Source organism: Modestobacter sp. KNN46-3, from assembly GCF_011039295.1.
The window spans coordinates 18,935-44,375 of the sequence record NZ_JAAKGN010000014.1 but is presented as its reverse complement, the minus strand read 5'-3'; the positions used below and the strand labels follow the sequence as shown (position 1 = coordinate 44,375).

Below are 25,441 nucleotides of genomic sequence, written 5' to 3'. Positions count from 1 at the left end.
GGGTCAGCTGCCCTCGGCTGCGCCCAGCCGCCAGTAGCCCATGAAGGCCACCGAGGTGCGCGGCACGCCGAGGTCGCGGACCAGGCGGCGGCGGAGGTTCTTGACCATGCCCGCCTCCCCGGCCAGCCAGGCGTAACAGCCGTCGGCGCCGCCCTCGTCGGGCACCTCCCAGAGGACGCCGCCCGCCAGGTCGACGTCCTCGAGCTCCTGCCCGGCGGTGCGGGCGGCCACGCCGAGCTCGCAGAGAGCGGCGTGCACCGCCGTGCCGAGCGCCTCGCCGGGCGCGCGACCCCCGCGGACGAGCCAGCGGACCTCCACCCCCGGCGGCACGGCGAGCGACAGCACGTCCCGGGCCTCGGGGACCTCGAGCACGGCGATGGCGCGCCGGCCGGCGGGCAGCGCCTCCACGATCGCGCTGATCGCCGGGACGGCGGTCTCGTCCCCGGCGAGGAACAGGGGGCCGTCGGCCGGTGGGGCCCACTCGACCCCCCAGGGCCGGCCGGACCCGGCCCGGCCGGGGCGGGGCCGGTCGGGGCCCAGCACGACGATCGGGTCGCCGGGGACGGCGGTGGCGGCCCAGCTGGCGGCCGGGCCGGAGTGGCCCTCCTCGACCCCGTGCAGCACGACGTCGACGTCCAGCTCGCCGAGCTCCGGGCGGGCGGCGCGCACGGTGTAGGTGCGCAGGTACGGGCGGCGCTCGTCCGGGAGCGCGCAGTAGTCCTGGTACCAGGTCGGGCCGTCGGTGAGCAGGTCGGTGACCGGGGCGCCGTCCCGGGAGAGCACCAGCTTGATCCGCTGGTCGTCGCCGGCCGCGCCGAAGCCGGTGAGCTCCGGGCCGCGGAGGGTGAGCCGCAGGAAGGTGGGGCTCAGCCGCTGGACGCGCCCCACGGTGGCGCTGAAGAAGCGGTAGCTCGGTGCGGCGACCGGCTGCGGGACCGCCGGTTGCGGCTCGGTGAGGTTCTCGAGAACCGCCGTTCCGGCACGTCCGGTCACCGCCGTGGTCATCGCTGCTCCCGCGCTCGTCGTGACCGGCTCGTGCGCAACCGGACGATGGTGAGGCTAGCCTAACCAGACCATCGAGGGAATCCCTGGAGCAGGAACGGCTACCCGCAGCGGCTCACCGAACACGCGCCGCCCGCCCCGCCGTGCTCACACCTGGGCGACGGCCGGGGCCGGCGGCGCGGGCCGGGCCGCCGCGGTGGCGATCTCCACCAGGCGGCACAGGCCGTTGACCAGCCGCAGCTGCTCCGGGGTCTGCACCGGCGAGGTGAGCAGCGCCGGGCTGCCCACGAGATAGGCGACGGTCTTCGCCCGGGACAGCGCGACGTTCAGCCGGTGTCGGTCGAGCAGGAAGTCCAGCCGCCGGGGCACGTGGGCACCGCTGGAGGCGGCCAGGGAGAAGACCGCCACCGCCGCCTCCCGGCCCTGGAACTTGTCCACCGTGCCGACCTCCACCCCACCCAGCCCGACTGCGGCGAGCGCGCTGCGCAGCTGGTTGACCTGCGCGTTGTACGGGGTGACGACCAGGACGTCGGCCGGCCCCATCACCCGCTCGACCTCGCCGGTCCGCCAGCTCCGGCCGATCAGCCCGGCGACGAGCTCGGCGACGACGGCCGCCTCCTCCGGCGAGGCGGAGCCGTTGCCCTCGTGCACCACCGGCACCCAGCCGATCCCGGCCGGCGCCGCCCACCGGGCCGGGGCGTCGAGCTCGTTGCCGGCCGTGACCGGCGCGGGCTGCAGTTCCCCGCCGTAGGACAGCCCGGAGACCACCCGGCACAGCGCAGGCGCCATCCGCCAGCTGCGGTCCAGGAACACCCCCCGGTCGGCGGGCAGCACCTCCTCCTCGCCCAGCACGTGCTGCAGTGCGGAGACGTCCGCGCCGTCGGGGTGGATCCCCCGACCCGGCTGGCGGAGCTGCTGGGGGTCGCCGAGCAGCACCAGGCCGGCCGCGGCCCTGCTCACCGCCAGGGTGTTGGCCAGGGACAGCTGCCCGGCTTCGTCGACCACCAGCACGTCCAGCCGACCGGCCAGCTCCGGGCGGGCGAACAGCCACGAGGTGCCGGCCACCAGGTCGACGTCGCCGCCGTCGAGTGCGTCGACGACCTGCCCGTTGGAGCCGACGCACTGGACGTCGGCGTCGCCGCACCGCTGCAGCTCGTCGGCCTTCTGCAGCGCCCGGACCGGCACCCCGGCCTCGCGGGCGGCCGCCATCACCGCGTCGAGCAGGTTGCCGATCACCTTGTGGCTGGAGGCGGTCACCCCCACCCGCTTGCCGGCGCGGACCAGGTCGATGACCGCGCGGGCCCCGGTGTACGTCTTGCCGGCTCCCGGCGGGCCCTGGACCGCGAGCACCCCGCCGTCGAGCAGCCCGGCCAGCCGACGCACCGCGGCCGCCGACTCCTCCCCGGGATCGCGCTGCGGCGCCTCGGCGAGCAGCCGCGGCGGTCGGCGCAGCAACAGGTCGCGGGCCGACCGCGCCGGGCCCGGGGCGTCGATGCCGCTGACCGCGACCTGCTCACCGAGGTCGGTGAGCGCGGCCCGGAACAGCTTGTCGCTCGGTGGCGAGGTGGGCAGCAGCCCGGTCGGGTGCTCGAGCGCGGCGGCGGCGCCGCGCGCCAGCACCACCCAGCCGGCGGTCGGGTCGATGTCGACGACCGAGCTGGTGAGCCGCTTCCCGTCCGCGTCGGGCAACAGGTGCTCGTACCGGTTGCCGGCCGACACCTTGGTCTCCTGCGGCGGGAAGCGGTAGCGCCAGTGCTGCGACCGCTGGGCCGCACCGACCAGCTCGGGCGCCTCCAGCGGGCCCAGCGCCGGGGTCTCCCGCTCCAGGTCGTCGGCCGCCAGGTCGCGCAGCCGGAAGTACTCCCACCAGGCCGAGCGGGCCTCCCGGGCGTGCCACCCCAGCTGCTGGGCCAGCAGCCAGGTGGCCTCCTGCTCCGGGGTCCGGTCGGTGTCGGGCAGCCCGGCGGTCAGCCGGAGCTCCAGCTCCTCGCGCAGCTCCTGCGCCGCGGCGTTCTCGGCAGAGCCGTCCGGGTCGCCGTCCTCCGGCCGGCCCAGCCGCGCGCCCGAGGCGAGCAGCTCGGTGCGCCGGGCCTCCAGCCAGTCGCGCAGCTCCCGGGTGGAGACGCAGTCGTCGCGGTTGTAGGCCTCGATCTGGTCGAGCAGCGCCTGGTCGCGGGTGGCGAGCCAGCGCTCGAAGGCGACGATGCTCTCCCCGGCGTCCGACACGTCCCCCCCGTGCGCGCGGGTGTGCCCGCGGTAGTAGTCCTCCACCTGCTTGATCGAGTACGACTCCTTGCTCAGCCGCAGCCCCTGGCGCACCACGGCGTAGAGGTCGACGAGGACGTCGCCCCGGAGCAGCCGGTCGACCTCGGCCTCCCGCGTCTGCAGCCGGGCCGACAGCGTCTTGAGCCGGGTCGGCTCGTAGGGCGCGTAGTGGAAGACGTGCATCGCCGGGTCGGCGGCGTGGGCCGCGGTCAGGTGGTCGACCAGCGCCTCGAACGCGAGCCGCTCGGCAGCGGACTGGTCGTCAGCGGCCGGGTCGCAGCCCCAGAAGGCGGTGAACTCCCCGGCGGTGTCCAGGACGCCCCACAGGTACTCCAGCCCGGCATCGCCGGCGAAGGGGTCGCCCTCGATGTCGAAGAACAGGTCGCCGGCGCTCGGCGGCGGCAGCAGCTCGAAGCCCCGCCCCGGCTCGCGCGACAGGAACTCGTAGCTCGGCAGCCCGGACTCGCGCTCCTGCACCTGCAGCCGGGCCTGCTGGGTGAGCCGCTCCCGCGAGCTGCGGCCGATGGCGTCGGGCAGCTCGTCGGGGGCGCGGGTGGCCAGCGCGGTGACGGTCGGGACACCGGCCTCGACCAGCGCGGTCGCGTGGTCGCGGCGCATGAAGGCCACGAGGGACAGCGAGTCCTCCTCGCGCCAGCGCGCCGTGCAGGTGTCCCGCCAGGGGCAGACGCCGCAGTGCGCGTTCGGGTACGGCGGCGCCAGCTCCCCGTCGGCGAGCCCGGAGAGGAACCGGGTGCGGGCGGCCCTGGTGTACGCCTCCGCGTCGGAGTACCGGAAGACCAGTTCCTGCTGGTCGCCGGTGACCACGGTGAGCAGCTCGGGCGGCACGCCCTGCAGCCCGGCCAGGAGGTCGCCGTACAGCGCCATCTGCAGCAGGGCCGGGACCTTGATGCGGCGGGCCAGCTTGGTGTCGGCGACGTCGTAGGCCCAGGCCCCCAGGTCGCTGACCCGATCGGTGCGCTTGAGCAGGAAGTCGGCGTGCCCGCGCCAGGTGCCGTCGAAGAAGGTGGCCTGGTAGACGACGTCCGCGCCGGCGCGCATCGCGGCGAGCGTCTCGTCCTGAGAGCGACGCAGCCCGGCGGCGTCCTTGCCCGACGGACCGGTGACCTCCACGACGGACAGGCCCCGGTCGCGCAGCCGCTGCACGTGCCGCTCCTCGTGCGCCATGCCGTGGGCGGCGACCAGCTCGGTCATCGGATCGACCGCCGGCGGGCGGCTGCGGGAGCCGCGGGCGACCTCGAGGGACAGCCGGGTGAGGTGCTCGCACTCGATGAAGCCGGTCAGGTCACTGGCACTGACCACCAGCGCGCCGTCGGACTCGTACACCGTTGCCCCCGTCCCCTCCCCCTGGTGGAGGAGCTGCAGCGACCGTACGGCGGGGGTACGACACGTCGGCGGAGGCGCCGACCGCTCCCGTCGGACGGCTCCGGTCAGCTGAGGAAGCGTTCCACCACCGGCGCCAGCTCCGGCGCCTCGGTGACCAGGGCGAGGTGTCCGCCGCGGTAGAGGTGCAGCTCCGAGTCAGGGATCAGCCGGGCCATCACGCGAGGGTTCACCGCGGGGATGATCGGGTCGTCGTCGCCGGCGATCACCAGGGTGGGCTGCTTGATCATGCGGAGCAGCGGAAGGCTCGACCAGCCGGCGCCGGCCGCCAGCTGGTAGTAGTAGCCGCGCTGCGGGCCCAGCCGCGACTCGGCGTGCAGCACCTCGGCCGCGCGCTCGGGGTGCTGGCGCATCGTGCCGCCGTAGATCTCCCCTGCGATCGTCCGGGCGTAATCGGGGTCGCGGTGCCGCCGTGGGGTGAGCATCTTGGACAGCACCCGCGGGTGCGCCGGCACCATGAGCGACCCCGTCCCGGTCGCGGCCAGCACCAGCCGCCGACACCGCCGCCGGTGCTGCACGGCGAACTGCTGTGCCAGACCGCCGCCCCAGGAGAAGCCGAGGACGTCGACGGCCTCCCGGTGGCCCAGCTTGCTGAGCAGCCCCGCGACGACCGGTGCGAACGTGACCATCGTGTAGGGCATGACCGGCCTCGGGGACCCGCCCACACCCGGGACGTCGAACCGGATCACCTCACGCCGGGGATCGAGCGCATCGACGAAGGGCTGCAACACCTCCAGGCTCGCGCCGATGCCGTTGAGCAACAGCAACGGCGGCAGCGTGCCGTCGCCGGGGTGGACCGAGACGCGCAGCGTCCGGCCCCCGACGGTGACCGTCCGCAGCGGGGGGTCGCCGTCCCGGCGGGTGCCCCTCCCGACGCTCACTTGTCGAACACGTACGTGCCAGGAGCCGCGCCCAGGGTGGGCTGGCCACCGCCGAGCTCCGCCGGCGCGTCGACCCCGTCGCCGGCCCGCTCACCCACCCACCGGGCGTAGTCGGTCCACCACGACCCCTTCTCGGTGTGTGCGGCGGCGAGCCACTCGTCGGCGTCCGGGACGTTGGGCGCGCCCGTCCGCCAGGTCGACTTCGGGTTGCTCGGCGGGTTCACCAGCGAGGCGATGTGCCCGCTGGTGGACAGCACGAACCGGGTGTCCCCACCGAGCAGCTGGGTGGTCGCGTAACAGGACTGCCACGGGCAGATGTGGTCGGCGATCCCGGCGACCACGTAGGCGTCGACCGTGACCGCGGACAGGTCCACCGGCGACCCGAGCATGGTGGCGGCACCCGGCTTGGTCAGGGAGTTGTGCACGGCCATGTCCATGAAGCCCCGGTGCAGTGCCGCGGCCATCCGGGTGGTGTCGGAATTCCAGTACAAGATGTCGAACGCCGGCGGGGGCTTGCCCTGCAGGTAGTTGTTGACCCAGTAGTTCCAGATCAGGTCGTTGGGCCGCAGCCAGGCGAACACCTCCGCCAGCGTCGCGCCGTCCAGGTACCCCTTCTTCGCCGACGCCCGGATGGCCGACTGGGCGGACTTCTCGTCCAGGAACGCCCCCACCGTCCCGCCGCGGGCCTGGTCGAGCACGGTCACGGCGAAGCACACGGAGGCGACCCGCTCCTGCTCGCCGATCGCGGCGAGGTGCCCGAGCACCATCGCGGTGATCATCCCGCCGGAGCAGAAGGACATCAGGTTGGTCTGCCGCTCGCCGGTGATCCGCTCCGCCGCGGCCATCGCGTCGAGCACCGCCTGCCCGTAGGTGTCCAGGCCCCAGTCGGCGTGCCGCGCGTCGGGGTTCCGCCAGGACATCATGAAGACCTGCTGCCCGTCGGCGACCATGTGCTCGGCGATGCTGCGACCCTCGGCCAGGTCGGCGATGTAGAACTTGTTGATCGTCGGCGGCACCATCACCAGCGGGACGGCGTGCACCGTCGGCGTGGTGGGCTGGTACTGGATCAGCTCGAAGACCGGCGTCCGCAGCACGACGACGCCGGGGGTGCGCGCCAGGTCCTTGCCCACCTCGAAGGCGTCCGGCTCGACCATCGAGGGCACCCGGGGTGCCGAGGACAGGTCACGGACCAGCCGCCTGGTGCCGGACACCGCACTGCGCCCGCCCGTGTCGATCGCCGTCTTCCACGCCGAGGGGTTCAGCGCCGGGTTGTTGCTGGGTGCCAGGGCCTCGACGATGTTGGTCACGGAGAACCGGATCCGCTCGTCGTGGGCATAGGGCAGGGCTGCGTCGTCGACCAGTCGGGTCGCCGTCTGCGCCGTCGCCAGGTGTGCCTGCATAGCCCGCTTCAACACCGGGTTGCCCGACCAGGCCGGATCGGCGTAACGCTTGTCCTTGGCGTTCGGCGCCACCTCGGAACGGCCGAGCCCGATGCGACCCCACTCGCCGACGAGCCGGCCGGTGTGGCCGAGCACGGTGCGCGGACGGCGCGCCAGCGCCGCGGTGAAGCGGAGGCTGCTGCTGACCGGCGGCACCAACCGGCGCAGCGGCCCGAGCGCAGCGTCGGTCAAGATCATGTCCAGCCCGGTGGCCGACTCGGCGATCCGCTCCGGCTCGGCATCGGGATCGCCGCCGGTGGTCGACGCGGCCACCGGTACGGATCGCGCGATGCCCTGCCCGGACGAGCGCGCGGGGCCGCTCACGTCGCACTCCTCGGGCTGAGGTGGACTGACCGTGCTGGGGTGGTGCGGAGCTGGCACACGAGGGCTCCTCGTCTCGACACGCTGGCGGTCACGCGATGGTCCATCCGGGCGTACTGGACGTGATGCCCATCACACAGCCCGCAGGCCGGGTGAGCAACCGGGCGGCCCGGCGGCGAGCCGCGCGGTGTTCCTGCTGCGGCACTGCCGCCGGTGCCGACATCCTGGCGTGCGCCGACCAGGGCCGGACAGGGGCAACAGCCAGGGACACATCGCCCTGTACATCGAAAGACACATCGACGGATGTGCCCTGCCCGGACAGCACACCTACACCCGCCGTCTGCCCACGGGGCAGCGGTTCCCCCCTTTCTCCACTTCGGTAGAAAGCGCGCTGTGCCTACGACGTTGAGCTCCGTGGCCGCAGCCGCGGGGGTCAGCACCAGTACCGCGAGCCGCGCCCTGTCCGGACACCCGGCGGTGCTGCCCAGCACCCGTGCCCGGGTGGAGGCGGCCGCCGCGGCCCTGCAGTACGAGCCCAACCGCACGGCCAGCGCGCTGCGCACCCGGCGTACCGGGCTGATCGGCCTGGTCGTCAACAGCCTGCGCTCGGCGACGTCCCACACGATCGCGGAGACCCTGCAGGGCTGGGCCGCCGAACACGAGTACCAGCTGCTGGTCTGCACCACCGGGGGCGACCCGGCGCGCGAGGCCTCGTTCCTGCAGACGGTCCGCCAGCACCACTTCGACGGCGTGGTGATCGCCGGCTCCGGTGCGAACACCGACCTGGTCAACGCCCTGGTCCAGGCGGACCACGCGGTCGTGACGATGAACCGCGAGGTGCCCGGCTCCCTGGCCCCGTCGGTGATGTCCGCCTACGAGACCGCAGCCCGACTGGCCGCCGAGCACCTGCTCCAGCTGGGGCACACCCGGATCGCCGCGATCGAGGGCCCGCCGTCGGTGACCTCCGGCCGACTGCACGACGCCGGCTTCCGGGCCGCGATGGCGGCGGCCGGTGTCCCGGTCCTGGACGACCTGGTGTGCCGGGGGCCCTTCACACCCGACTTCGGCCGGTGGGCCGCCGCCGAGCTGCTCGGCCTGTCCGAGCCACCGACGGCCCTGCTGGTGACCAACCACGAGGCGTCATTCGGGGCACTGCCGGTGATCGGCGACAGCGAGCTGCGGGTGCCCGACCAGCTGTCGGTGATCTGCACGGAGGACGAACCGTTCTACCAGTGGTGGTCGCCGCCGGTCACCACCGTCGACAACTGCGCCGCCCTGCTCGCCGTGGGCGCGGCCGACCTGCTGCTCCGCCAGCTGACGTCCGGCGCCCAGGACCTCCCGTCGCGCCGCACCGAACTGGTGACCCCGGTGCTCGTCAGGCGCGGGTCGACTGCGGCACCACCTGCGCGGCCGCCGGGCCGCCGCGGAGGTGTCCACGGCGGCCTCGAGGTGCACTCAACTCAGCCGACCACCTCGGACAGCTCCGGCACGAAGCCGTCCAGCAGGTAGGGCAGGCTCAGGGCGCTGGCGAACTGCAGCGCCGCGTAGTCCTCCCCCTCGATGAAGATCGACCGGCCCTCGGTCACGGTGGGGAGCCCGGACAGCACCGGGTCCCCTTCGATCCCCGCCCGCTCGGCCTCGGAACCGGACTGGAAGACCAGCACGTCGGCGTCCAGCATCCGGGCCTCCTCGCGGCTGACCGTCCCGTAGAAGTCGCTCTGCGCCGCGGCGTCCAGGGCCGGGTCGACGACCATGCCCAGGTCCAGGAAGAACCGGGTGCGGGTGTCGTCGGACGTGTGGAAGGGGTACTCCCCGCCGTACGCCGGGCCGGAGAGGGTCACCGTCTTCCCCTCCAGCTCCGGGTGCTCGGCCCGCGCCGCCGCGATCTGCTCCTCGACGTCGGCGATCAGGTCCTCCGCGCGGTCGGGCTGACCGAGCGCCTCGCCGGTGATCCGCGTCTGCTCCTGCCAGGGGGTGCCGAAGGCGATGTGCTCCTCGGGCTGCACGACCGTCGGCGCGATCGCGCTGAGCGTCTCGTACTCGTCCTCCGTCAGGCCGGCGGTGACCGCCATGATCAGGTCCGGGTCGAGCGCCGCGATCTGCTCCGGGTCGACCTCCGCCCGCGGCAGGATCTCCGGGTCGGCGTCGCCGGCCGCCTCGTCGGCCCAGGGGAAGAAGACGTCGTCCTCGGGGCCGAATGCGTAGCGGACGGCGACCGGGACGACACCGAAGGCGAGGATCGCGTCCTGCTCGGTGTAGCCGAGGGAGACCACCCGCTCGGGCTCCTCCGGGATCGTCGTCGTCCCGTAGGCGTGCTCGATGGTGACCGGGAAGGCGGCCTCGGCTGCCGAGCCGGCGGCGGCCTCGGCCGGCTGCTCGTCGGACTCCGACGAGCAGCCGGCCAGGACGGCGACCGCGAGGACGGGGAGGGCCACGGAGCTGGTGAACGTGCGTCGCGCGAGCGACCGGGAGAGCAACATGGTGTTGTTCTACCTGAGGGCAGCCTTACCTAACGAACCGGTGGTCTGCCTCGTTGCCCGATCGAGACCTGCGGCTGGGGTCAGACGACCCGCTCGAACACCGCGGCGAGCCCCTGCCCACCGCCGATGCACATCGTCTCCAGGCCGTAGCGCGCCTCGCGGCGGCGCATCTCGTGGGCGAGCGTGGCCAGGATCCGGGCGCCGGTCGCCCCCACCGGGTGCCCCAGGGAGATGCCGGACCCGTTGACGTTGACCCGGTTGCGGTCGTCCGCGCCCAGGCCCCACTCCCCCAGGCAGGCCAGCACCTGGCTGGCGAACGCCTCGTTGAGCTCGATGAGGTCCATGTCGGCCAGGGTCAGCCCGGTCTGCTCCAGCACCTTGGCCGTCGCCGGGACCGGGCCGATGCCCATGGTCTCCGGCGGCACGCCCGCCACGGCCCAGCCGGTCAGCCGCACGAAGGGCTGCCAGCCACGGCGGTCGGCCTCGGCGCGGGTGGTCACCACGCAGACGGCGGCGCCGTCGTTCTGGCCGGAGGCGTTGCCGGCCGTCACCGTCGCCTCCGGGTCGACCCGGCCCATGACCGGGCGCAGGCCGGCCAGGTCCTCCATCGTCGTGTCCGGGCGGGGGTGCTCGTCCTCGGTGACCGTGCGCGCCGGCGTCTTGCGGGTCCCGGGCACCTCGACGCCGATGATCTCGTCGGCGAACCGCCCCTCGCGGATGGCCGCGCCGGCGGCCTGCTGGGAGCGCAACGCCCAGGCGTCCTGCTCCAGTCGGTCGACCGAGTACTCACGACGGACGTTCTCCGCGGTCTCCAGCATGCCGCCGGGCACGGGGTGGTGGAGGCCACCGGCGGTCTCCCGGGCCCGCGCCAGCCGGTCGTGCAGCATGACGCCGTCGCCCTTGGCCCCGCTGCGCAGCCCCAGTGCGTAGTGCTCGACGTTGCTCATCGACTCCACCCCACCGGCGACGACGACCTTGCCGGCGCCGGCCGCCACCTGCATCGCGGCGTAGATGACGGCCTGCAGGCCGGATCCGCAGCGCCGGTCGATCTGCAGGCCGGGGACCTGCACGCCCAGGCCGGCGTCCAGGGCGGCGATCCGGCCGATCGCCGGGTTCTCACCGCTGGGGCTGCAGTTGCCGAGGATGACGTCGTCGACCTCGCCCTCCCCCAGCCCGGTCCGCTCCACCAGGCCCCGCAGCGCGGTGGCGGCGAGCTCGTTGGCGGACAGACCGGCGAAGACCCCGCCGAAGCGACCGACGGGAGTGCGGACCGGGGAACAGATGACGACGTCGTCCATGCCCCGACTCTGCCAGCTCTGCCCCGGCTCGGTGCAGCGGAGCCGACCACTCACCGGAAGCCGGCGTCGCCCGGGACGCCGACGACGCCCCTGCCCGCGGACCGGGAGGGGCGTCGTCGGAGCGGGTCAGTCGCGCGGCTTCGCCATCGCCTCGTGCGCGGAGCTCTTGAGCGAGTCGGGGAGCACCTTGTTGGCCGCGCCCTGCACCTTGGTCCTCAGCGAGGCGGCGAGCACCTTCTCCTCCCCGGCCATCAGCGCCTCGAAGCCCTGCGCGGCGACCTCCGCCGGGTCGTCCTTGGGGCCCTGGCCGATGGCGGTGTCCTCCAGGTCGGCCCGGGCGAAGAACTCGGTGTCCGTGGGGCCGGGCATCAGCGCGGTGATCGTGACGGCGGAGTCCTTGAGCTCCTGCTGCACGGCCTCGGTCAGCGACTGGACGAAGGACTTCGAGGCGTTGTAGACCGGCTGGTACGCGCCGGGCATGGTCGCCGCGATCGAGGAGGTCACCAGCACCCGGCCCGCGTTGCGACCGGTCATCTGCACGAGGACCAGCTTCAGCAGCGCGGCGGTGGAGACCACGTTGAGCTGCATGACCTCCAGGTCGTCGGCCCAGTCGGTGTCGACGAACGCACCGCCACGGCCGACACCGGCGTTGAGCGCGGCGGCGTCCAGCGGGCGGCCGAGGCCCTGCACCCGGGTCCACAGCTGTTCGATCCCGCCGGGGGTGCGCAGGTCGGCCTGGACGGCGGTCACCTCGGCGCCCTCGGCGCGCAGCTTCGCGGCCGCCGTGTCGATCGTCGGGTCCTCGGCGTCGATCACCAGGTCGAAGCCGTGCTGGGCGAACTGCTTGGCGAGCTCGAACCCGATCCCGCTGGAGGCGCCGGTGACGAGGGCGAGGGGCTTGGTGTCGGTCATGCACCTCGCCCTACCCGCCCCCCGGGCCGGGTGCACCCACCGCGACCTCCTTTCCGGCCGCGGGGGCTGGTGGCCGCACCCGGGGTCAGGGGGTGCGGCCGGACCGACCCTCGCACCCCCTGCTGACGGTTTCCTGTGCGTCGGCTCAGACTCGGCCCATGACCGAGGACGCAGGGCCGGCCGGGGACGCCGGCGTGATCTGTTCGGCGAAGGGCTGCCGGGAGCCGGCGACCGTCGTCCTGGTGTGGAACAACCCGAAGGTGCACACCCCCGACCGGGAGAAGACCTGGACGGCGTGCGAGGCGCACCGCGAGCAGCTCTCCCACCACCTGGCGATCCGGTCGTTCCTGCGCCGGGTCGAGCCGGTCGCCCCGCTGCGGTAGCTTCAGCGGCGCACACGGGAGCCCGGGCGCGGGCTGAGAAGGCGGACGACCACCGCCGACCGTCCACACCTGATCCGGTTCATGCCGGCGGAGGGAGCTGCTCGATGCTCGCTGCCCGTTTCCACGCACCTGGCCGACCCCTGGCCCTGGACGACGTCCCGGTGCCCGAACCCGCCCCCGACGAGGTGCGGGTGCGGGTGCGCGCGGCCGGGGTCTGCGGCACCGAACTGCACTTCACCGACGGCCTGTACGCGCCGTCCCGGACGCCGATGACGCTGGGCCACGAGGCCGCGGGCACGGTCGACGCGGTCGGGTCGGCCGTCACCGGCTGGGCCGAGGGCGACCGGGTCGCCGTCTACTACTACCTCTTCTGCGGCAGCTGCCGCTGGTGCCTGCGCGGTCGGCAGAACCTGTGCCTCACCCCGCGCGGGGTGCTGGCCTTCGCCGCGGACGGCGCCTTCGCCGAGCAGCTGGTGGTGCCGGCGCACTGCCTGGTCCGGCTGCCCGACGAACTGCCGTTCGAGGCTGCCGCACCGCTGTGCTGCGCGGGCACGACCGCGGTGCACGCGCTCACCGAGGCCGCGGTCGAGCCCGGTGACGTGGTCGTCGTGCTCGGCGCGGGCGGGGTCGGGCTGGCCGCGGTGCAGGAGGCCCGACGACGCGGCGGCGTGGTCGTGGCCGTCAGCCGGGACGACGCCCGCCGGTCGGCTGCCCGGTCCGCCGGAGCGGTGGCCGCGGTCTCCCCCGCCGAACTCGCCGGCACCGTGGCCCGGCTGTCCGGCGGGCAGGGCGCCGACGTCGTCGTGGAGCTCGCCGGGGTGACGGCGACCCTCGAGCTGGCGACGGCGGTGCTCGGTCGCCGCGGGCGGCTGGTGCTGGTCGGGTACAGCGCCGACGCACTGACGGTGAGCCCGCTGGGGATGGTGGTCGCCGAGCAGCGGGTCATCGCCAGCGTGGGCAACACGCTGGCCGAGCTGGAGCAGGCGGTGGCGCTGGCCGCGGCCGGGCAGCTGGCGCCGCCGGTGGCGGGCACGCTGCCGCTGACCCAGGTGAACGAGGCGCTGGACCGGCTGCGCAGGGGGGACGTCGCAGGGCGGCTCGTGCTCACCCCCTGACGCCCCGCAGCGGTGTCCCGGGCCGCGTGTGAGGATCGGCGCTCGTGCGACATCGCAGCAAGGACGCCCCCCTCCCCCGCGAGGTCGGCGTCCTGGCGATCGTCGCCTTCGTCGTCGCCCTCGGCTTCGGCATCGTCGCCCCGGCGATCCCGCTGTTCGTCCGCGACTACGGGGTCGGCACCACCGCCGTCGGGTTCGCCGTCAGCGCGTTCGCCTTCTTCCGGTTCGTCTCCGCCTTCGCCGGGGGCTCCCTCGTCGAGCGGATCGGCGAGCGCGCCGTGCTCGCCGCCGGGCTGGCGATCGTCGCGGTCGCCACCGCCGCGGCCGCCCTGGCCGGCAACTTCCCGCTCTTCGTCGCCCTGCGCGCGGCCGGCGGGATCGGCAGCGCGATGTTCACCGTGGCCGCCCTCTCGCTGCTGCTGCGCACGGCACCGGCGGCCCAGCGCGGCCGGGCTGCGGCCACCTACCAGGGCGGTTTCATCCTCGGCGGCATCGCCGGCCCGGCGGCCGGCGGGTTCCTCGCCGAGGTCTCCCCGCGGCTGCCGTTCTTCGTCTACGGCGGCTTCCTGCTGGTCGCGGGGGTGGTCGCGCTGGTCCTGCTGCGCCCGGCCGCGCTGCCCCCGGTCGCGGGAGCCGCGGCCGACCCGGACCCCGCGGCTGACCAGGTGCGCGGCGGTGGCCCCTCGGCCGTGGCCGTGCCCCCCGCGGGCGCCGATGGTGGCGGGCTGCGCGCGGCGCTGCGGTCCCGGGCCTACGTCGCGGCGCTGGTGGCCAACCTGGGCGTGGGCTGGGTGCTGTTCGGCGTCCGCAACTCCCTCGTGCCGCTGTACGTGACCGAGGAGCTGGGCAAGACGGTGGCCTGGGCCGGCGCCGGCCTGCTCGCGGGGTCGGTGGCGCAGGCGGTCGGGCTGCTGCGCGCCGGGCGGCTGGCGGACAGCTGGGGTCGCCGTCCCTCGCTGCTGCTCGGTTCGGCACTGTCCACGGCGGCGATCGCCGTCCTGGTGCTGCCGCCGACCACCGCGGCGTTCCTGCTCTCGATGGCCACCTTCGGGCTGGGCGCCTCGCTGCTGGCCAGCGTGCCGGCCGCGGTGGTCGGTGACGTCAGCCCGGCCCGGGGCGGCCGGGTGGTGGCGGTCTTCCAGATGGTCGCCGACCTGGGCGCGGTGGCCGGGCCGCTGGTCGCCGGCTGGCTCACCGACGCCTTCTCCTACCAGGTCGCCTTCGCGGTCAGCGCCGCCGTGCTGGGCGCGGCGCTGCTCGCTGCGCTGGCGATGCCGCGGGACCGCCCCGCCGGCTGAGTCGGCAGGCCGGTCAGAGCCAGGGGGCCAGCGTCGGCAGCGGACCGTCGGCCTCCAGCTCCTCCCCCGCGCTGCGGCCGGTGACCCACGCCGCGACCGCCGGCAGCGGACCGGCGACGGCCAGGGCGCCGGTGCCCCACTCCCGGTCACCGGCGAACAGCGCGACGTCGGGCACGGAGTCGCGGCGGTCCCACATCCGGAAGACGTCGTCGACGAGCGCGGCCAGGACGTCGTCCGGGAGGTCGGTGAAGCCGACGCCCTCGTCCAGGTCGACCGCGTGCACCCACACCTCCCGGCAGCGCATCCAGGGCACCTCCGCGGCCGGCACCTGGCGCCCCTGCGCGGTCCGCACCTGGGCTGCCCACGCCTCCTCGGGCAGGCCGCGGACCGCGGCGGCCAGCCGACCGGTCGCGGCCACCACGGCAGCGCGCAGCTCGGCGGCCGGCAGCTGTGCCGCCTCGTAGATCTGGGCGTCCCGCGCCTCCATCGAGGCGTACATCGGCGTCTCCACCCCGGTGCGCGCCCAGGTCAGCAGGTTCACCAGCGCGTCGGCGTTGGCCGCCAGGTGCGCCAGGAGGTGCCGCCGCGACCAGCCGGTCAGCAGGGACGGCGCGTCGAGATCCTCGTCGGTCAGCCGGCCCAGCGCCGTCCCGAGGAGTCGTTCACCGTCCTCCCACCAGCCGAGCGTCTCGACCGGCGCGGTCATCGACGGGTTCCGGGCTCGTGCGCGGGCGCGGTCATGACGTCACCCTGCCGCGCCGCGGGCCGACGTGCCAGAGCTGGCCCGCGGCCGATCGGGACTACCGCCGTTCACCTGCACCCGGTTGGATGGAGATGCCATCGGGGGCCTGCCCACCGGGGCGGTCCACCTCGACGGCCCCGACCGGAGGTGCCGTGCCCGCGCGACCTGTCCTGCTCACCGTCGACGACGACCGCGCGGTCAGCCGCGCCGTCGCCCGCGACCTGCGCCGCCACTACGGCGACCGCTACCGGATCGTCCGCGCCGAGAGCGGCCGCGACGCGCTCGCCGTGCTGCGTGAGCTGACCGCGCGCGGCGAGGCCACCGCTCTGCTCCTCGCCGACCACCGGATGCCCGGGATGACCGGCGTGGAGTTCCTGGAGCAGGCGATGGACCTGGCGCCGACGGCCAAGCGGGTGCTGCTCACCGCCTACGCCGACACCGACGCGGCGATCCGGGCGATCAACGACGTCGACCTGGACCACTACCTGCTCAAGCCCTGGGACCCGCCGGAGAAGCTGCTCTACCCGGTGCTCGACGAGCTGCTCGAGGCCTGGTCGCGCACCGCCCGGGCGCCGTTCGAGGGCATCACGCTGCTGGGCCACCAGTGGTCGGCGGAGACCCAGCAGCTCAAGGAGTTCCTGGCCCGCAACCAGGTGCCCTACCGGCACCTCCAGGGCGAGGACGCCGCCGGCATCCGCACCGCCGCCGACCTGGCGGACGACGCGACGCTGCCGGCCCTGCTCTTCCCCGAGGGAACCGTGCTCCGCCGGCCCACCCTCCAGCAGGTCGCCCAGCAGGTCGGGCTGGCCACGACCGCCGGCAGCCCGTTCTACGACGTCGTGGTGGTGGGCGGCGGACCGGCCGGGCTGGGCGCGGCCGTGTACGCGGCCAGCGAGGGGCTGCGCACCCTGCTCGTCGAGCGCACCGCCACCGGCGGCCAGGCCGGCCAGAGCAGCCGGATCGAGAACTACCTCGGGTTCCCGCTCGGGGTGTCGGGCAGCGAGCTCGCCCAGCGGGCCCGCGACCAGGCCGTGCGGTTCGGCGTCGAACTGCTCACCGCCGCCGAGGTCGTGGAGATCGCACCCAAGGGCGATGGCCGGGCACTGCTCTTCGCCGACGGCAGCCAGGTCGCCGCGCACGCCGTCGTGCTGGCCACGGGCGTCTCCTGGCGGCTGCTGCCGGCCGACGGCGCCGCCGACCTCACCGGCCGCGGTGTCTACTACGGCGCCGTCGCGCACGAGGCCGCCGACTGCGCCGGCGAGGAGGTCTTCGTCGTCGGCGCGGCCAACTCCGCCGGCCAGGCCGCGCTGCACTTCGCCCGCTTCGCCAGCAAGGTGGTGGTGCTCTGCCGGGGCACCGACATCCGGCAGAGCATGTCCGAGTACCTGGTCGCCCGGATCGAGGCCGACCCGCTGATCGAGGTGCGCACCTGCACCCAGGTGCGGGCCGTGGAGGGCGCCGACCACCTCGAGCGACTGGTGCTCGCCGACTCCCGCACCGGTGCCACCGAGGTCGTCCCGGCGTCCCGGCTGTTCGTGTTCATCGGCGCCTCGCCGCCCACCGAGTGGCTGGGCGAGGCGTTCCTGCGCGACGACCGCGGCTTCCTGCGCACCGGGCCGGCGCTGCTGGACGAGGCGGGCCGCCCGCCGCGGGATTGGCCGCTGACCCGGGCGCCGTACCACCTGGAGTGCTCCGTGCCCGGCGTGTTCGTGGCCGGCGACGTCCGCGCCGAGTCGGTGAAGCGGGTCGCCTCCGCCGTCGGCGAGGGCGCGATGGCCGTCACGCTCGTGCACCGCTACCTGGAGGCGAACTGAGATGACCGCGAGCCATGGGCCCTCCTCGGGGGTCGACCTCGCCGAGGTGCGCAGCCTGTTCCTGTTCGCCGAGCTGGAGGACGCCGACCAGCGCTGGGTGGCCGAGCACAGCGACGTGCGGGTGTACGACGCCGACGTCGTCGTCTTCGCCGAGGGACAGCCCTCCGACGCGCTGTACGTGCTGCTGGAGGGTGGGCTGCTGCTGTCCAAGCACACCGACGGCGAGGACGTCGTCCTCAACGACACGACGCACCGCGGCGCCTACGCCGGCGCGGTCCGCGCGTTCACCCAGAGCCGCGACCCGAACTTCCAGACCACGCTGCGGACCACCCGGCCCAGCCGCTTCCTGCGGTTGCCGGCCGAGGACTTCGCCGCGCTGGTGCACCGGCTGTGCCCGATGGCGGTGCACCTGCTCGACGGCCTGTACGAGGGCATCCGGATGACCGAGTCGACGATGCGCCAGCGCGAGCACCTGGTGCAGCTGGGGACGCTGTCGGCCAACCTCGCCCACGAGCTGAACAACCCGGCAGCGGCCGCGGTGCGAGCCACCGAGCAGCTGCGCTCCCGGGTCGCCGGCATGCGCCGGAAGCTCGGCCTGCTGTCGGAGGCCGGGCTCTCCCCCGAGCTGGTCGGCCGGCTGATCAAGACGCAGGAGATGTCCGTCGAGCGGGCGCTCAAGCCGCACGCCGATCTGACCGCGCTCCAGGAGAGCGACCTCGAGGACGCGATCGCCGACCGGCTGGAGGAGATCGGCGTCGAGCAGGCGCTGGAGCTCGCACCGGTGTTCGCCGGCTCCGGCATGGACGCGCAGTGGGTGGACGACGTCGTGGAGCAGGTCGACTCCGGGCTGGAGTGGGACGCCGCGTTCGGCTGGCTGCGCTACACCCTGGAGACCGAGGCGCTGATGGACGAGATCGAGGAGGCCACCACCCGGATCTCCTCCCTCGTCGGCGCGGTGAAGCAGTACTCGCACCTGGACCAGGCCCGGCACTCCGACGTCGACGTCAAGCCCGGGCTGGAGAGCACGCTGGTGATGCTGGCCCGCAAGCTCACCGGCATCGAGGTGCACCGCGACTACGCCGCCGACCTGCCCCCGGTGCCCGGCTACCCGGCCGAGCTGAACCAGGTCTGGACCAACCTGATCGACAACGCCGCCGACGCGATGGACGGGTCCGGGGTGCTGACCCTGCGCACCCGGGCCGACCAGCACGCGGTGTTCGTGGAGGTCACCGACGACGGCCCGGGGGTGCCGGAGGCGGTGCGCCAGGACCTGTTCGAGCCGTTCGTGACCACCAAGCGGGCCGGCGACGGGAGCGGGCTGGGCCTGGACAACGCGAGGCGGATCATCGAGCGGCGGCACGGCGGGTCGCTGACGTACACGACCGGTCCGGAGGGGACGACGTTCTGCGTCCGGCTGCCGCTGAGCCGGACGCACTGACCGGCCATGTCCTGGCGGGTGGACGGGGAGGCCGTCTGTCGGCATGCCGAGGGGCTGCCGGCCGCACCCGGCCCGGCCGAGGCGTGCGCGGACTGCCTCCGGGACGGCGGGCAGTGGGTGCACCTGCGGCGTTGCCTGAACTGTGACCACGTGGCCTGCTGCGACTCCTCACCGCACCGGCACGCCACCGCGCACGCGACCGCGACCGGGCACCCGGTGGTCGCCTCCGCCGAGCCGCGCGAGCACTGGGCCTGGTGCTATCCCGACCAGGCCCTCCTCCTCCCCCAGCGCTGACACCGGGCCGGGGGCGGACCGTCAGCCCTTCACATAGGGGATCGTCTGCGGGCCCTCCGGGAGCGCGCAGACCCGCGCGCCGGGGCCGGCCGCAGCGACCGCCTCGGCGACGGTGGCCGCGATGTCGGTCGTCTGCGCCAGGTGCGCCTCGGCCAGCTGGGCGTCGGTGAGGTGGTCGGTGTGCATCACGACCCGGTGGGCGGACTGGATGCGGGCCTGGATCTGCACCTGCCACTGGTCGGGCACGGTCTGCTCCCGCGCGGAGATCAGCTCCAGCAGTGCCTCCGGTGACGCGGCCGAGGTGAGCACCTCGCGGTAGGAACCGTGGTCGGGGAAGCCGTCCTCGCAGGCGGCGGCGCAGACGATCAGCCCGTCGGGCCGGGTGACCTGCGCGGCCGCCGACATGCCCTTCACCGACTGGTAGAGGTTCTGGTCCAGCGGGAAGCCCGAGCCGGTGGTGACGACGACGTCGAACGGCGCGTCCACCGGTGCCATCGCCACCTCGCGGGCCCGCTCGATCGCCACCGCGTGCATCTCCAGCGTGTCCCCGCCGAACGCGGCGATGACCTCCTGCCGGGTGTTGAGCACGACGTCGAAGGAGTACGTCACGTCGGTGCCCGCGGTGATCGCCCGGACGTCGTCGTGCACCGGGTTGCCCTGGGTGACGCCCCACGTCGCCCGCGGGTCGCCGATCCGCTTCGCGTCGTGCAGCACGAGCACCGTGTCCAGCGCGGCCAGGCCCGGGGCGACCATCTTCGGCCCACCGGAGAAGCCGGCGAAGAAGTGCGGCTCGACGAAACCGGTGGTGATCCGGACGTCGGCGTCCACCCACTGCTCGTTGAGCCAGACCGGCACCCCGTCGCCGAAGGTGCCCATCCAGCGGTGCGTGTCGCTCGCCCGGGAGTCGTGGTTGACGATCCGGACGGTGTCCACGACCTCGTCGCCGAACATCGCCCGCAGCTCGGCCTCGGTGTTGGCCCGGTGGGTGCCGGTGGCGACCAGGACGACGACGTCCTCCAGGCGCGCGATGCCGTCGAGCTCCTCGAGCACCGCCGGGATCATCAGGTGCCGGGGCTGGGCGCGGGTGCCGTCGCAGGCCGAGATCGCCACCGTCTGACCCGGCCGCACCCGCTCCCGCAGCGGCAAGCCGCTCACCGGCTCGCGCAACGCCCGGCGCAGCTCGGCGGCGACGTCCGGGGCGGCCGGGTGCTGCACGGGGGTGATCACCGCCGCGTCGTCCGGGAGCTCGACGGGGAGCCCTCCGCGCCCGTAGGCGAGCGTCACCTGCTGCACGTCGTCCTCCTGGAGCCGGGTGCCCCATCAGACCACCAGACCGCGCATCCCACCGGGCGACCGTGTGCCGTCGACCGCCCCGGGTAGCTGCGGTGGATGAGCGACACGAGCTTCGTGGAGACCCTGGGCGTGTACGGCCGGACGGCGGACGGCGGGGAGGCGCACCTCCGGCTGGACGTCACCGACCAGCACCTGAACGAGGCGGGCACGCTGCACGGTGGGGTGCTGGCCACCCTCGTCGACACCGCCATGGGCCACGCCGTGCGCAGCCGCTCCGGTGAGGACGACGTCCCGGCCACCAGCCAGCTGACCGTCACCTACCTGCGGCCCGGCGGTCCCGGCACCCTCCAGGTCACCGGCCGGGTCAGCAAGCAGGGCGAGCACCTGACGGTGTGCGAGGCCGACGTCGAGCAGGATGGCCGCAGCCTGGTGCACGCCGTCGCCACGTTCGCGGTGCTGCACCGGTGACCTGACCCCGAGCAAGGGAGCTCGCATGCCCACCGTGCACACCGTCCGCGGCCCGATCGACACCGCCGACCTCGGCCGCACCCTCATGCACGAGCACGTGTTCGTGCTGTCCACCGAGCACCAGCAGAACTACGGCACCGGCGACTGGTGGGACGAGGAGGAGCGGGTCGCCGACGCCGTCACCAAGCTCAACGAGCTGAAGGCGCTGGGGATCGACACGATCGTCGACCCGACGGTGTGGGGGCTGGGCCGCTACCTGCCGCGGGTGCAGCGGGTGGCGGCGCAGACCGAGCTGAACATCATCGTGGCCACCGGGCTGTACACCTACGACGAGATCCCGTTCCAGTACGCGCATCGCGGGCCGGGCACCCTCATCGAGACACCCACCGACCCGATGGTCGACGACTTCACCCGGGACGTCCGCGACGGCATCGCCGACACCGGCGTGAACGCCGCCTTCCTCAAGTGCGCCGTGGAGGCCAAGGGGCTCACCCCGGGCGTCGAGCGCACCCTGCGGGCCGTCGCAGCCACCCACCGGGAGACCGGGGTGCCGATCACCGTGCACACCTCGGCCGCCGCACAGACCGGCCGGCTGGCGGTCCAGGTCCTCCGCGAGGAGGGCGCCGACCTGACCAAGGTGGTCATCGGCCACGCCGGCGACAGCAACGACCTCGACCACCTCAAGGAGCTGGCCGACGCCGGCTGCATCCTGGGCATGGACCGGTTCGGCCTGGACCTCTACAACCCGACCAGCGCGCGGGTGGACACCATCGTCGCGCTGGCCGAGCAGGGGTACGCCGACCGGATGGTGCTCAGCCAGGACGCCAGCTGCTACATCGACTGGTTCCCCGGGGAGGCCCGCACCGCGATGACCCAGGCGATGCCGAACTGGAACTTCACCCACGTGCCGCAGGACGTGCTGCCGATGCTGCGGGAGCGCGGAGCGAGCGAGGGGCACCTGGACCAGATGCTGGTCCAGGTGCCCCGGCGGTACTTCGAGTAGCGGGTCAGGCGGGCCGGCGGCCGGCGAGCTGGCGGGCCGCGGCGACGGTGTCGGCGTCCAGCGCGTCGACGTCCCCGTCGCGGCGCGCCGCCGCCTGGCCGTCCAGCCAGCTGACGTGCCGCTCCCAGGCGGCCCGCGGCGAGATGCCGAGCGCCCGCCCGATCTGCTGCCAGTCGGCGCCGCCGCGCAGCGCCGCTCGGATGCCGAGCTGGCGGTGGGCGTGCGCCTTGCGGGCGACGACCTCACCGAGGGCGAGCAGCTCGAGGGCCTCGTCGACGTCCAGCGAGGTGCCGAGGGCCTTGAAGCTGGCCCAGTCGTCGTCGTCGTCCGCACGGTCGTTGGGGCCGTCGACGGCGACGTTGTCGCGCCGGCTCAGGAAGTCCAGCCGGGTCACGGCGGTCACGAGCGAGAACTCGCTCTCCAGCACCTCGGGGGTGGTGGCGACCTCAGGCACAGTGGTCATGAGGAAGAGCATTTCCCGAAGCCAGCACGCTGTAACCCGATCGTGACCAGCGTCTCGTGGACGGCCGAGTGGCCTCGCACACGGTGGTCGCCCGGACGCGGCACGTGCCCGGCTCCGACCCGCCGCACGGCGGCCCGGAGCCGGGGCGCTCAGTCCGGGACCCCGACGGCCTCCTTGGCCAGGGCGGCCAGCCGGGTCTGCACCGCGCTCACCACGCTGGAGCGCGCCTTGTGCGCCTCCTCGTAGCGGATGACCGCGTCGATCTCCTGCGGGTCGTCGAGCTCCTCCACCGCGGTGGCGATCTGCGCGGTCGACATCGAGTCGTAGCCGGTGATCGGCAGCTCGTCGGCGGTGAGGTCCCCGAGCTCGCGGCGGGTGGCGGCGACCGCCTCGGCCGCGGCACTGTCGCCCTCCCGCTCGGCGATGCGCTCGGCCCGGCGGAGCGAGGCGAGCCGGCCCACGGCGAGGGTCTCCCGCACGGCGCCGGTGAGGGCACCGGCCTGCTCACCGGCGTGCTGCGCGGTGTCCACGGCCCGGTTGACCGTGTTGGCCGCGAACCGGACCGGCAGGTTCGCCAGCTTGGTGGCGCCACCGGCCACCCGCTGGAACGGAGTGGCCACCAGCGCCGCGGGGCCACCGAGAGCCTGCTCGGCGAGGACGACGGTGAGCCACTCGACGGTGGCCGAGTGCGCCCTGATAAGCCGCTCGGCGAGCGCCTTGACCTCCGACTGCCCGGCGGTGTCGGCCAGCACCCTGAGGTAGGTGGCGCGGTCCAGGAGCTGGTGCTCCAGCTGGAGGTCCTGCAGCAGCGCCTCGTCGATCGGCTCCGCCTGCTCCAGCGTGCCCTTGACCAGGGCGCCGAGCCGGCCGAGCACGGGCGTGACGACGTCGGTCACCCCGCCGAGCTCCCGCAGCTGGTCGGCGATGGCGGTGCTGCGCTCGGCCGCGTGCTGGGCGTTCTGCTCCAGCTCCCGGCGGACGGCGTCGGTGCGCGCCTGGGCGACCCGGATCCGAGCGATCTGCTCCTCGGTGTGGGTGAGCGCCAACAGGGCGCGGAGCTGGGTGAGGAGGGGGGTGGTGTCGGTCATGGGGACTCCAACGGGTTGGGTGTGACCGGACCCCTGCTGCATGCCCAGCGTGACCCGGGTGCCAACAACAGCAAGCGGTCGGCTGGCGATGACCGTCGTCACATCCGGGCGTGCGCAGCTCCCTCGCACTGGGCAGCCGCCAGGAGAGCCGTGCCGCGCACGGGCAAGGGCGTGGACAGTGGGGGGACACGAGGAGGTGAACGGTGGCGACGATGAGTGACCAGACGCGTGACCAGACGCGTGACCAGACGCGTGACCAGACGAGTGACGACGTGCGCGACCCCGACCTGGTGGCCGTGCAGGAGGGCCCCGAGGCGGCCAGCGAACTGATCCGTCCAGCCGGCCTGGACCGGGACAAGATCCTGCAGGCCGCCGTCGACTTCATCGACGAGGAGGGCCTGGCCGCCCTCACCATGCGCCGGCTGGGCTCCACGCTGGGCGTCGAGGCGATGGCGTTGTACCGGTACGTGCCCGGCCGGGAGGACCTGCTCGACGGGGTCGTCGACCGTGTCGTGGAGACGCTCTGGGACGACGAGGACGGCGACGACGTCTACATCGGTGACCACTCCGGCTGGCAGGACTACCTGGTCCGGCTGGCGCACGGGATGCGCCGGATCGCCCTCGCCCACCCGGCGGTCTTCCCGCTGGTCGCCAGCCGTCCGCCGGCTGCGCCCTGGGTGCGCCCACCGCTGCGCAGCCTCCGCCTGGTCGAGTCCTTCCTCGGCACGCTGCACGACGGCGGCTTCCCCGACCAGGCCGCCGTCGCCGCGTACCGCGCCTACTCCAGCTTCCTGCTCGGCCACCTGCTGCTCGAGGTCACCCAGATCGGTGCGCAGGTGAGCCTGCTGGACCAGCCCGAGGGCGACCCGCAGGCCCAGGAGGAGACCGACTTCGCCGAGTACCCGAACCTGGCGCGGACCGAGCCGCTACTCGGTCAGGACAAGTCGGCGGCGGAGTTCGAGGAGTCGTTGGAGAACCTGCTGGACCGGCTGGACCGGCTGCTGCACGAGGCGAAGAACTCCGGCGGCGACGTCGGCGACCTCTGATCGCGCCCGGCCCGGCCCCCGCTGGGTCCGAGAGTCCGACGAGGATGGCGTTTACGCCGTAAACGACCGGGCACAGAGGTGTCTGACGACCGGCCGTCCCGAGACGGTGCACACCGGTCCACCAGATCCTCCGAAGGGAACGCCCGTGATCACGCAGCAGGACATCACCAGCATCATCGGCAGCAACGCCGTGGACGCCGACGGCGACAAGCTCGGCAAGGTCGGCCAGGTCTACCTGGACGACCAGACCGGCAGCCCCGAGTGGGCCACCGTCAGCACCGGCATGTTCGGCACCTCGGAGACCTTCGTCCCGCTGACCGACGCCACGGTCGCCGACGGCACCCTCCGCGTCCCCTACCAGAAGTCCAAGGTCAAGGACGCCCCCCGGGTGGACGCCGACCAGGGTCACCTCAGCCCCGAGGAGGAGACCGAGCTCTACCGCTACTACGGCGTCGGCGTCGGCACCGAGACCGCCCGGGTCGACACCGCGCAGACCGACACCACCCGGACCGACACCACCCGGACCGACACCATCGGGACCGACGCCAACCGGCACGGCACCGTCGGCCACGACACGTCCGGCCCGACCACCGACGACGCGATGACCCGCTCCGAGGAGCAGATCCGGGTCGGCACCCAGCAGGTCGAGACCGGCCGGGCCCGCCTGCGCAAGTACGTCGTCACCGAGGACGTGACGACCACCGTCCCGGTCTCCCACGAGGAGGTCCGGCTCGAGCGCGAGCCGATCACCGACGCCAACCGCGACGAGGCGCTGGCCGGCCCGGCGATCTCCGAGGAGGAGCACGAGGTCGTCCTGCACGCCGAGCGTCCGGTCGTCGCCAAGGAGACCGTCCCCGTCGAGCGCGTGCGCCTGGACACCGAGACGGTCACCGAGCAGGAGACGGTGACCGACACGGTCCGCAAGGAGCAGATCGAGAGCGACGTCGACGGCGTCCGGGACACCGACCGCCGCTGATCCACCGGGTCGGCCCGCCAC

General features: G+C 74.0%; 22 protein-coding genes and 1 riboswitch. Of the genes, 11 read left to right on the top strand and 11 right to left on the bottom strand.

All coding sequences use genetic code 11. The features are described 5' to 3' along the window. Positions 1-3 precede the first annotated feature (3 nt). From G5C62_RS05860 to G5C62_RS05845, 4 genes are all read right to left on the bottom strand, one after another. Positions 4-1,005: a siderophore-interacting protein gene (locus G5C62_RS05860; protein WP_164700270.1), complete on the bottom strand. Its 1,002-nt coding sequence runs from the start codon at positions 1,003-1,005 to the stop codon at positions 4-6. A gap of 144 nt (positions 1,006-1,149) precedes the next feature. Continuing rightward, positions 1,150-4,611, bottom strand: coding sequence for a TM0106 family RecB-like putative nuclease (locus G5C62_RS05855; protein ID WP_164700269.1), 3,462 nt, complete (start codon positions 4,609-4,611; stop codon positions 1,150-1,152). 104 nt (positions 4,612-4,715) lie between these two features. Continuing rightward, entirely contained in the window at positions 4,716-5,549 is an 834-nt protein-coding gene (gene phaZ, locus G5C62_RS05850) for a poly(3-hydroxyalkanoate) depolymerase (RefSeq protein ID WP_036337064.1), read from the bottom strand. After that, positions 5,546-7,312 (bottom strand): alpha/beta hydrolase, encoded by a 1,767-nt coding sequence (locus G5C62_RS05845; RefSeq protein WP_241175719.1) that lies wholly within the window; start codon positions 7,310-7,312, stop codon positions 5,546-5,548. The genes phaZ and G5C62_RS05845 overlap by 4 nt, the downstream gene beginning before the upstream one ends. Before the next feature lie 411 nt (positions 7,313-7,723). On the opposite strand from G5C62_RS05845, the gene G5C62_RS05840 reads away from it, so the two are divergent. Next, the gene (locus tag G5C62_RS05840; protein ID WP_164700268.1) at positions 7,724-8,818 is read left to right on the top strand and encodes a LacI family DNA-binding transcriptional regulator; all 1,095 of its coding nucleotides are present in this window, start codon (positions 7,724-7,726) and stop codon (positions 8,816-8,818) included. Here G5C62_RS05840 and G5C62_RS05835 read toward each other — a convergent pair. The 3 genes from G5C62_RS05835 to G5C62_RS05825 all read right to left on the bottom strand — a co-directional run bounded on the left by G5C62_RS05835 (position 8,770) and on the right by G5C62_RS05825 (position 11,999). Beyond that, positions 8,770-9,789 carry an iron-siderophore ABC transporter substrate-binding protein gene (locus G5C62_RS05835; RefSeq protein WP_164700267.1) on the bottom strand — a complete coding sequence of 340 codons (1,020 nt, stop codon included), beginning with the start codon at positions 9,787-9,789 and terminating at the stop codon, positions 8,770-8,772. The genes G5C62_RS05840 and G5C62_RS05835 overlap by 49 nt on opposite strands. An 80-nt stretch (positions 9,790-9,869) precedes the next feature. Then, positions 9,870-11,087, bottom strand: a complete 1,218-nt coding sequence (locus G5C62_RS05830) for an acetyl-CoA C-acetyltransferase (protein WP_164700266.1) — start codon at positions 11,085-11,087, stop codon at positions 9,870-9,872. Between the two features lie 126 nt (positions 11,088-11,213). Further along, the gene (locus G5C62_RS05825; RefSeq protein ID WP_164700265.1) at positions 11,214-11,999 is read right to left on the bottom strand and encodes an SDR family oxidoreductase; all 786 of its coding nucleotides are present in this window, start codon (positions 11,997-11,999) and stop codon (positions 11,214-11,216) included. 158 nt (positions 12,000-12,157) lie between these two features. On the opposite strand from G5C62_RS05825, the gene G5C62_RS05820 reads away from it, so the two are divergent. The 3 genes from G5C62_RS05820 to G5C62_RS05810 all read left to right on the top strand — a co-directional run bounded on the left by G5C62_RS05820 (position 12,158) and on the right by G5C62_RS05810 (position 14,795). After that, positions 12,158-12,382 carry a hypothetical protein gene (locus tag G5C62_RS05820; protein ID WP_164700264.1) on the top strand — a complete coding sequence of 75 codons (225 nt, stop codon included), beginning with the start codon at positions 12,158-12,160 and terminating at the stop codon, positions 12,380-12,382. A 4-nt stretch (positions 12,383-12,386) separates the two neighbouring features. Next, positions 12,387-12,496, top strand: a riboswitch (TPP riboswitch). After that, positions 12,487-13,497 (top strand): alcohol dehydrogenase catalytic domain-containing protein, encoded by a 1,011-nt coding sequence (locus G5C62_RS05815; RefSeq protein WP_164700263.1) that lies wholly within the window; start codon positions 12,487-12,489, stop codon positions 13,495-13,497. (Overlaps the previous riboswitch by 10 nt.) A gap of 44 nt (positions 13,498-13,541) precedes the next feature. After that, positions 13,542-14,795: an MFS transporter gene (locus tag G5C62_RS05810; RefSeq protein WP_036337070.1), complete on the top strand. Its 1,254-nt coding sequence runs from the start codon at positions 13,542-13,544 to the stop codon at positions 14,793-14,795. A gap of 13 nt (positions 14,796-14,808) precedes the next feature. Here G5C62_RS05810 and G5C62_RS05805 read toward each other — a convergent pair whose 3' ends face one another. Next, positions 14,809-15,501, bottom strand: a complete 693-nt coding sequence (locus tag G5C62_RS05805) for a maleylpyruvate isomerase family mycothiol-dependent enzyme (RefSeq protein ID WP_164700262.1) — start codon at positions 15,499-15,501, stop codon at positions 14,809-14,811. Between the two features lie 188 nt (positions 15,502-15,689). On the opposite strand from G5C62_RS05805, the gene G5C62_RS05800 reads away from it, so the two are divergent. Genes G5C62_RS05800 through G5C62_RS05790 form a run of 3 tightly spaced genes read left to right on the top strand, consistent with a single transcriptional unit; the run spans position 15,690 to position 19,083 of the window. Beyond that, positions 15,690-17,351, top strand: coding sequence for an FAD-dependent oxidoreductase (locus G5C62_RS05800; protein ID WP_206330490.1), 1,662 nt, complete (start codon positions 15,690-15,692; stop codon positions 17,349-17,351). 1 nt (position 17,352) lies between these two features. Then, positions 17,353-18,789 (top strand): ATP-binding protein, encoded by a 1,437-nt coding sequence (locus G5C62_RS05795; RefSeq protein ID WP_164700261.1) that lies wholly within the window; start codon positions 17,353-17,355, stop codon positions 18,787-18,789. A gap of 6 nt (positions 18,790-18,795) precedes the next feature. After that, complete coding sequence (locus G5C62_RS05790) at positions 18,796-19,083, top strand: UBP-type zinc finger domain-containing protein (RefSeq protein WP_164700260.1); 288 nt, start codon at positions 18,796-18,798, stop codon at positions 19,081-19,083. 21 nt (positions 19,084-19,104) lie between these two features. Here G5C62_RS05790 and larA read toward each other — a convergent pair whose 3' ends face one another. Then, positions 19,105-20,376 carry a nickel-dependent lactate racemase gene (larA, locus tag G5C62_RS05785; RefSeq protein ID WP_164700259.1) on the bottom strand — a complete coding sequence of 424 codons (1,272 nt, stop codon included), beginning with the start codon at positions 20,374-20,376 and terminating at the stop codon, positions 19,105-19,107. 96 nt (positions 20,377-20,472) lie between these two features. Here larA and G5C62_RS05780 point away from each other — a divergent pair, with 96 nt between their 5' ends. Beyond that, positions 20,473-20,844 carry a PaaI family thioesterase gene (locus tag G5C62_RS05780; protein WP_164700258.1) on the top strand — a complete coding sequence of 124 codons (372 nt, stop codon included), beginning with the start codon at positions 20,473-20,475 and terminating at the stop codon, positions 20,842-20,844. Positions 20,845-20,869: 25 nt separating this feature from the next. Next, positions 20,870-21,847 carry a phosphotriesterase gene (locus G5C62_RS05775; protein ID WP_164700257.1) on the top strand — a complete coding sequence of 326 codons (978 nt, stop codon included), beginning with the start codon at positions 20,870-20,872 and terminating at the stop codon, positions 21,845-21,847. 4 nt (positions 21,848-21,851) lie between these two features. Here G5C62_RS05775 and G5C62_RS05770 read toward each other — a convergent pair whose 3' ends face one another. Both G5C62_RS05770 and G5C62_RS05765 read right to left on the bottom strand, forming a co-directional pair. After that, the gene (locus G5C62_RS05770) at positions 21,852-22,310 is read right to left on the bottom strand and encodes a hypothetical protein (protein WP_036337270.1); all 459 of its coding nucleotides are present in this window, start codon (positions 22,308-22,310) and stop codon (positions 21,852-21,854) included. A 149-nt stretch (positions 22,311-22,459) separates the two neighbouring features. After that, the gene (locus G5C62_RS05765) at positions 22,460-23,398 is read right to left on the bottom strand and encodes a ferritin-like domain-containing protein (protein WP_164700256.1); all 939 of its coding nucleotides are present in this window, start codon (positions 23,396-23,398) and stop codon (positions 22,460-22,462) included. A 212-nt stretch (positions 23,399-23,610) separates the two neighbouring features. Here G5C62_RS05765 and G5C62_RS28645 point away from each other — a divergent pair, with 212 nt between their 5' ends. Together G5C62_RS28645 and G5C62_RS05755 are read left to right on the top strand one after the other, a co-directional pair. Further along, positions 23,611-24,444, top strand: coding sequence for a TetR/AcrR family transcriptional regulator (locus G5C62_RS28645; RefSeq protein WP_164700255.1), 834 nt, complete (start codon positions 23,611-23,613; stop codon positions 24,442-24,444). Between the two features lie 145 nt (positions 24,445-24,589). Further along, a complete protein-coding gene (locus tag G5C62_RS05755; RefSeq protein ID WP_164700254.1) occupies positions 24,590-25,420 on the top strand; it encodes a DUF2382 domain-containing protein in 831 nt (276 codons plus the stop codon). Positions 25,421-25,441 lie beyond the last annotated feature (21 nt).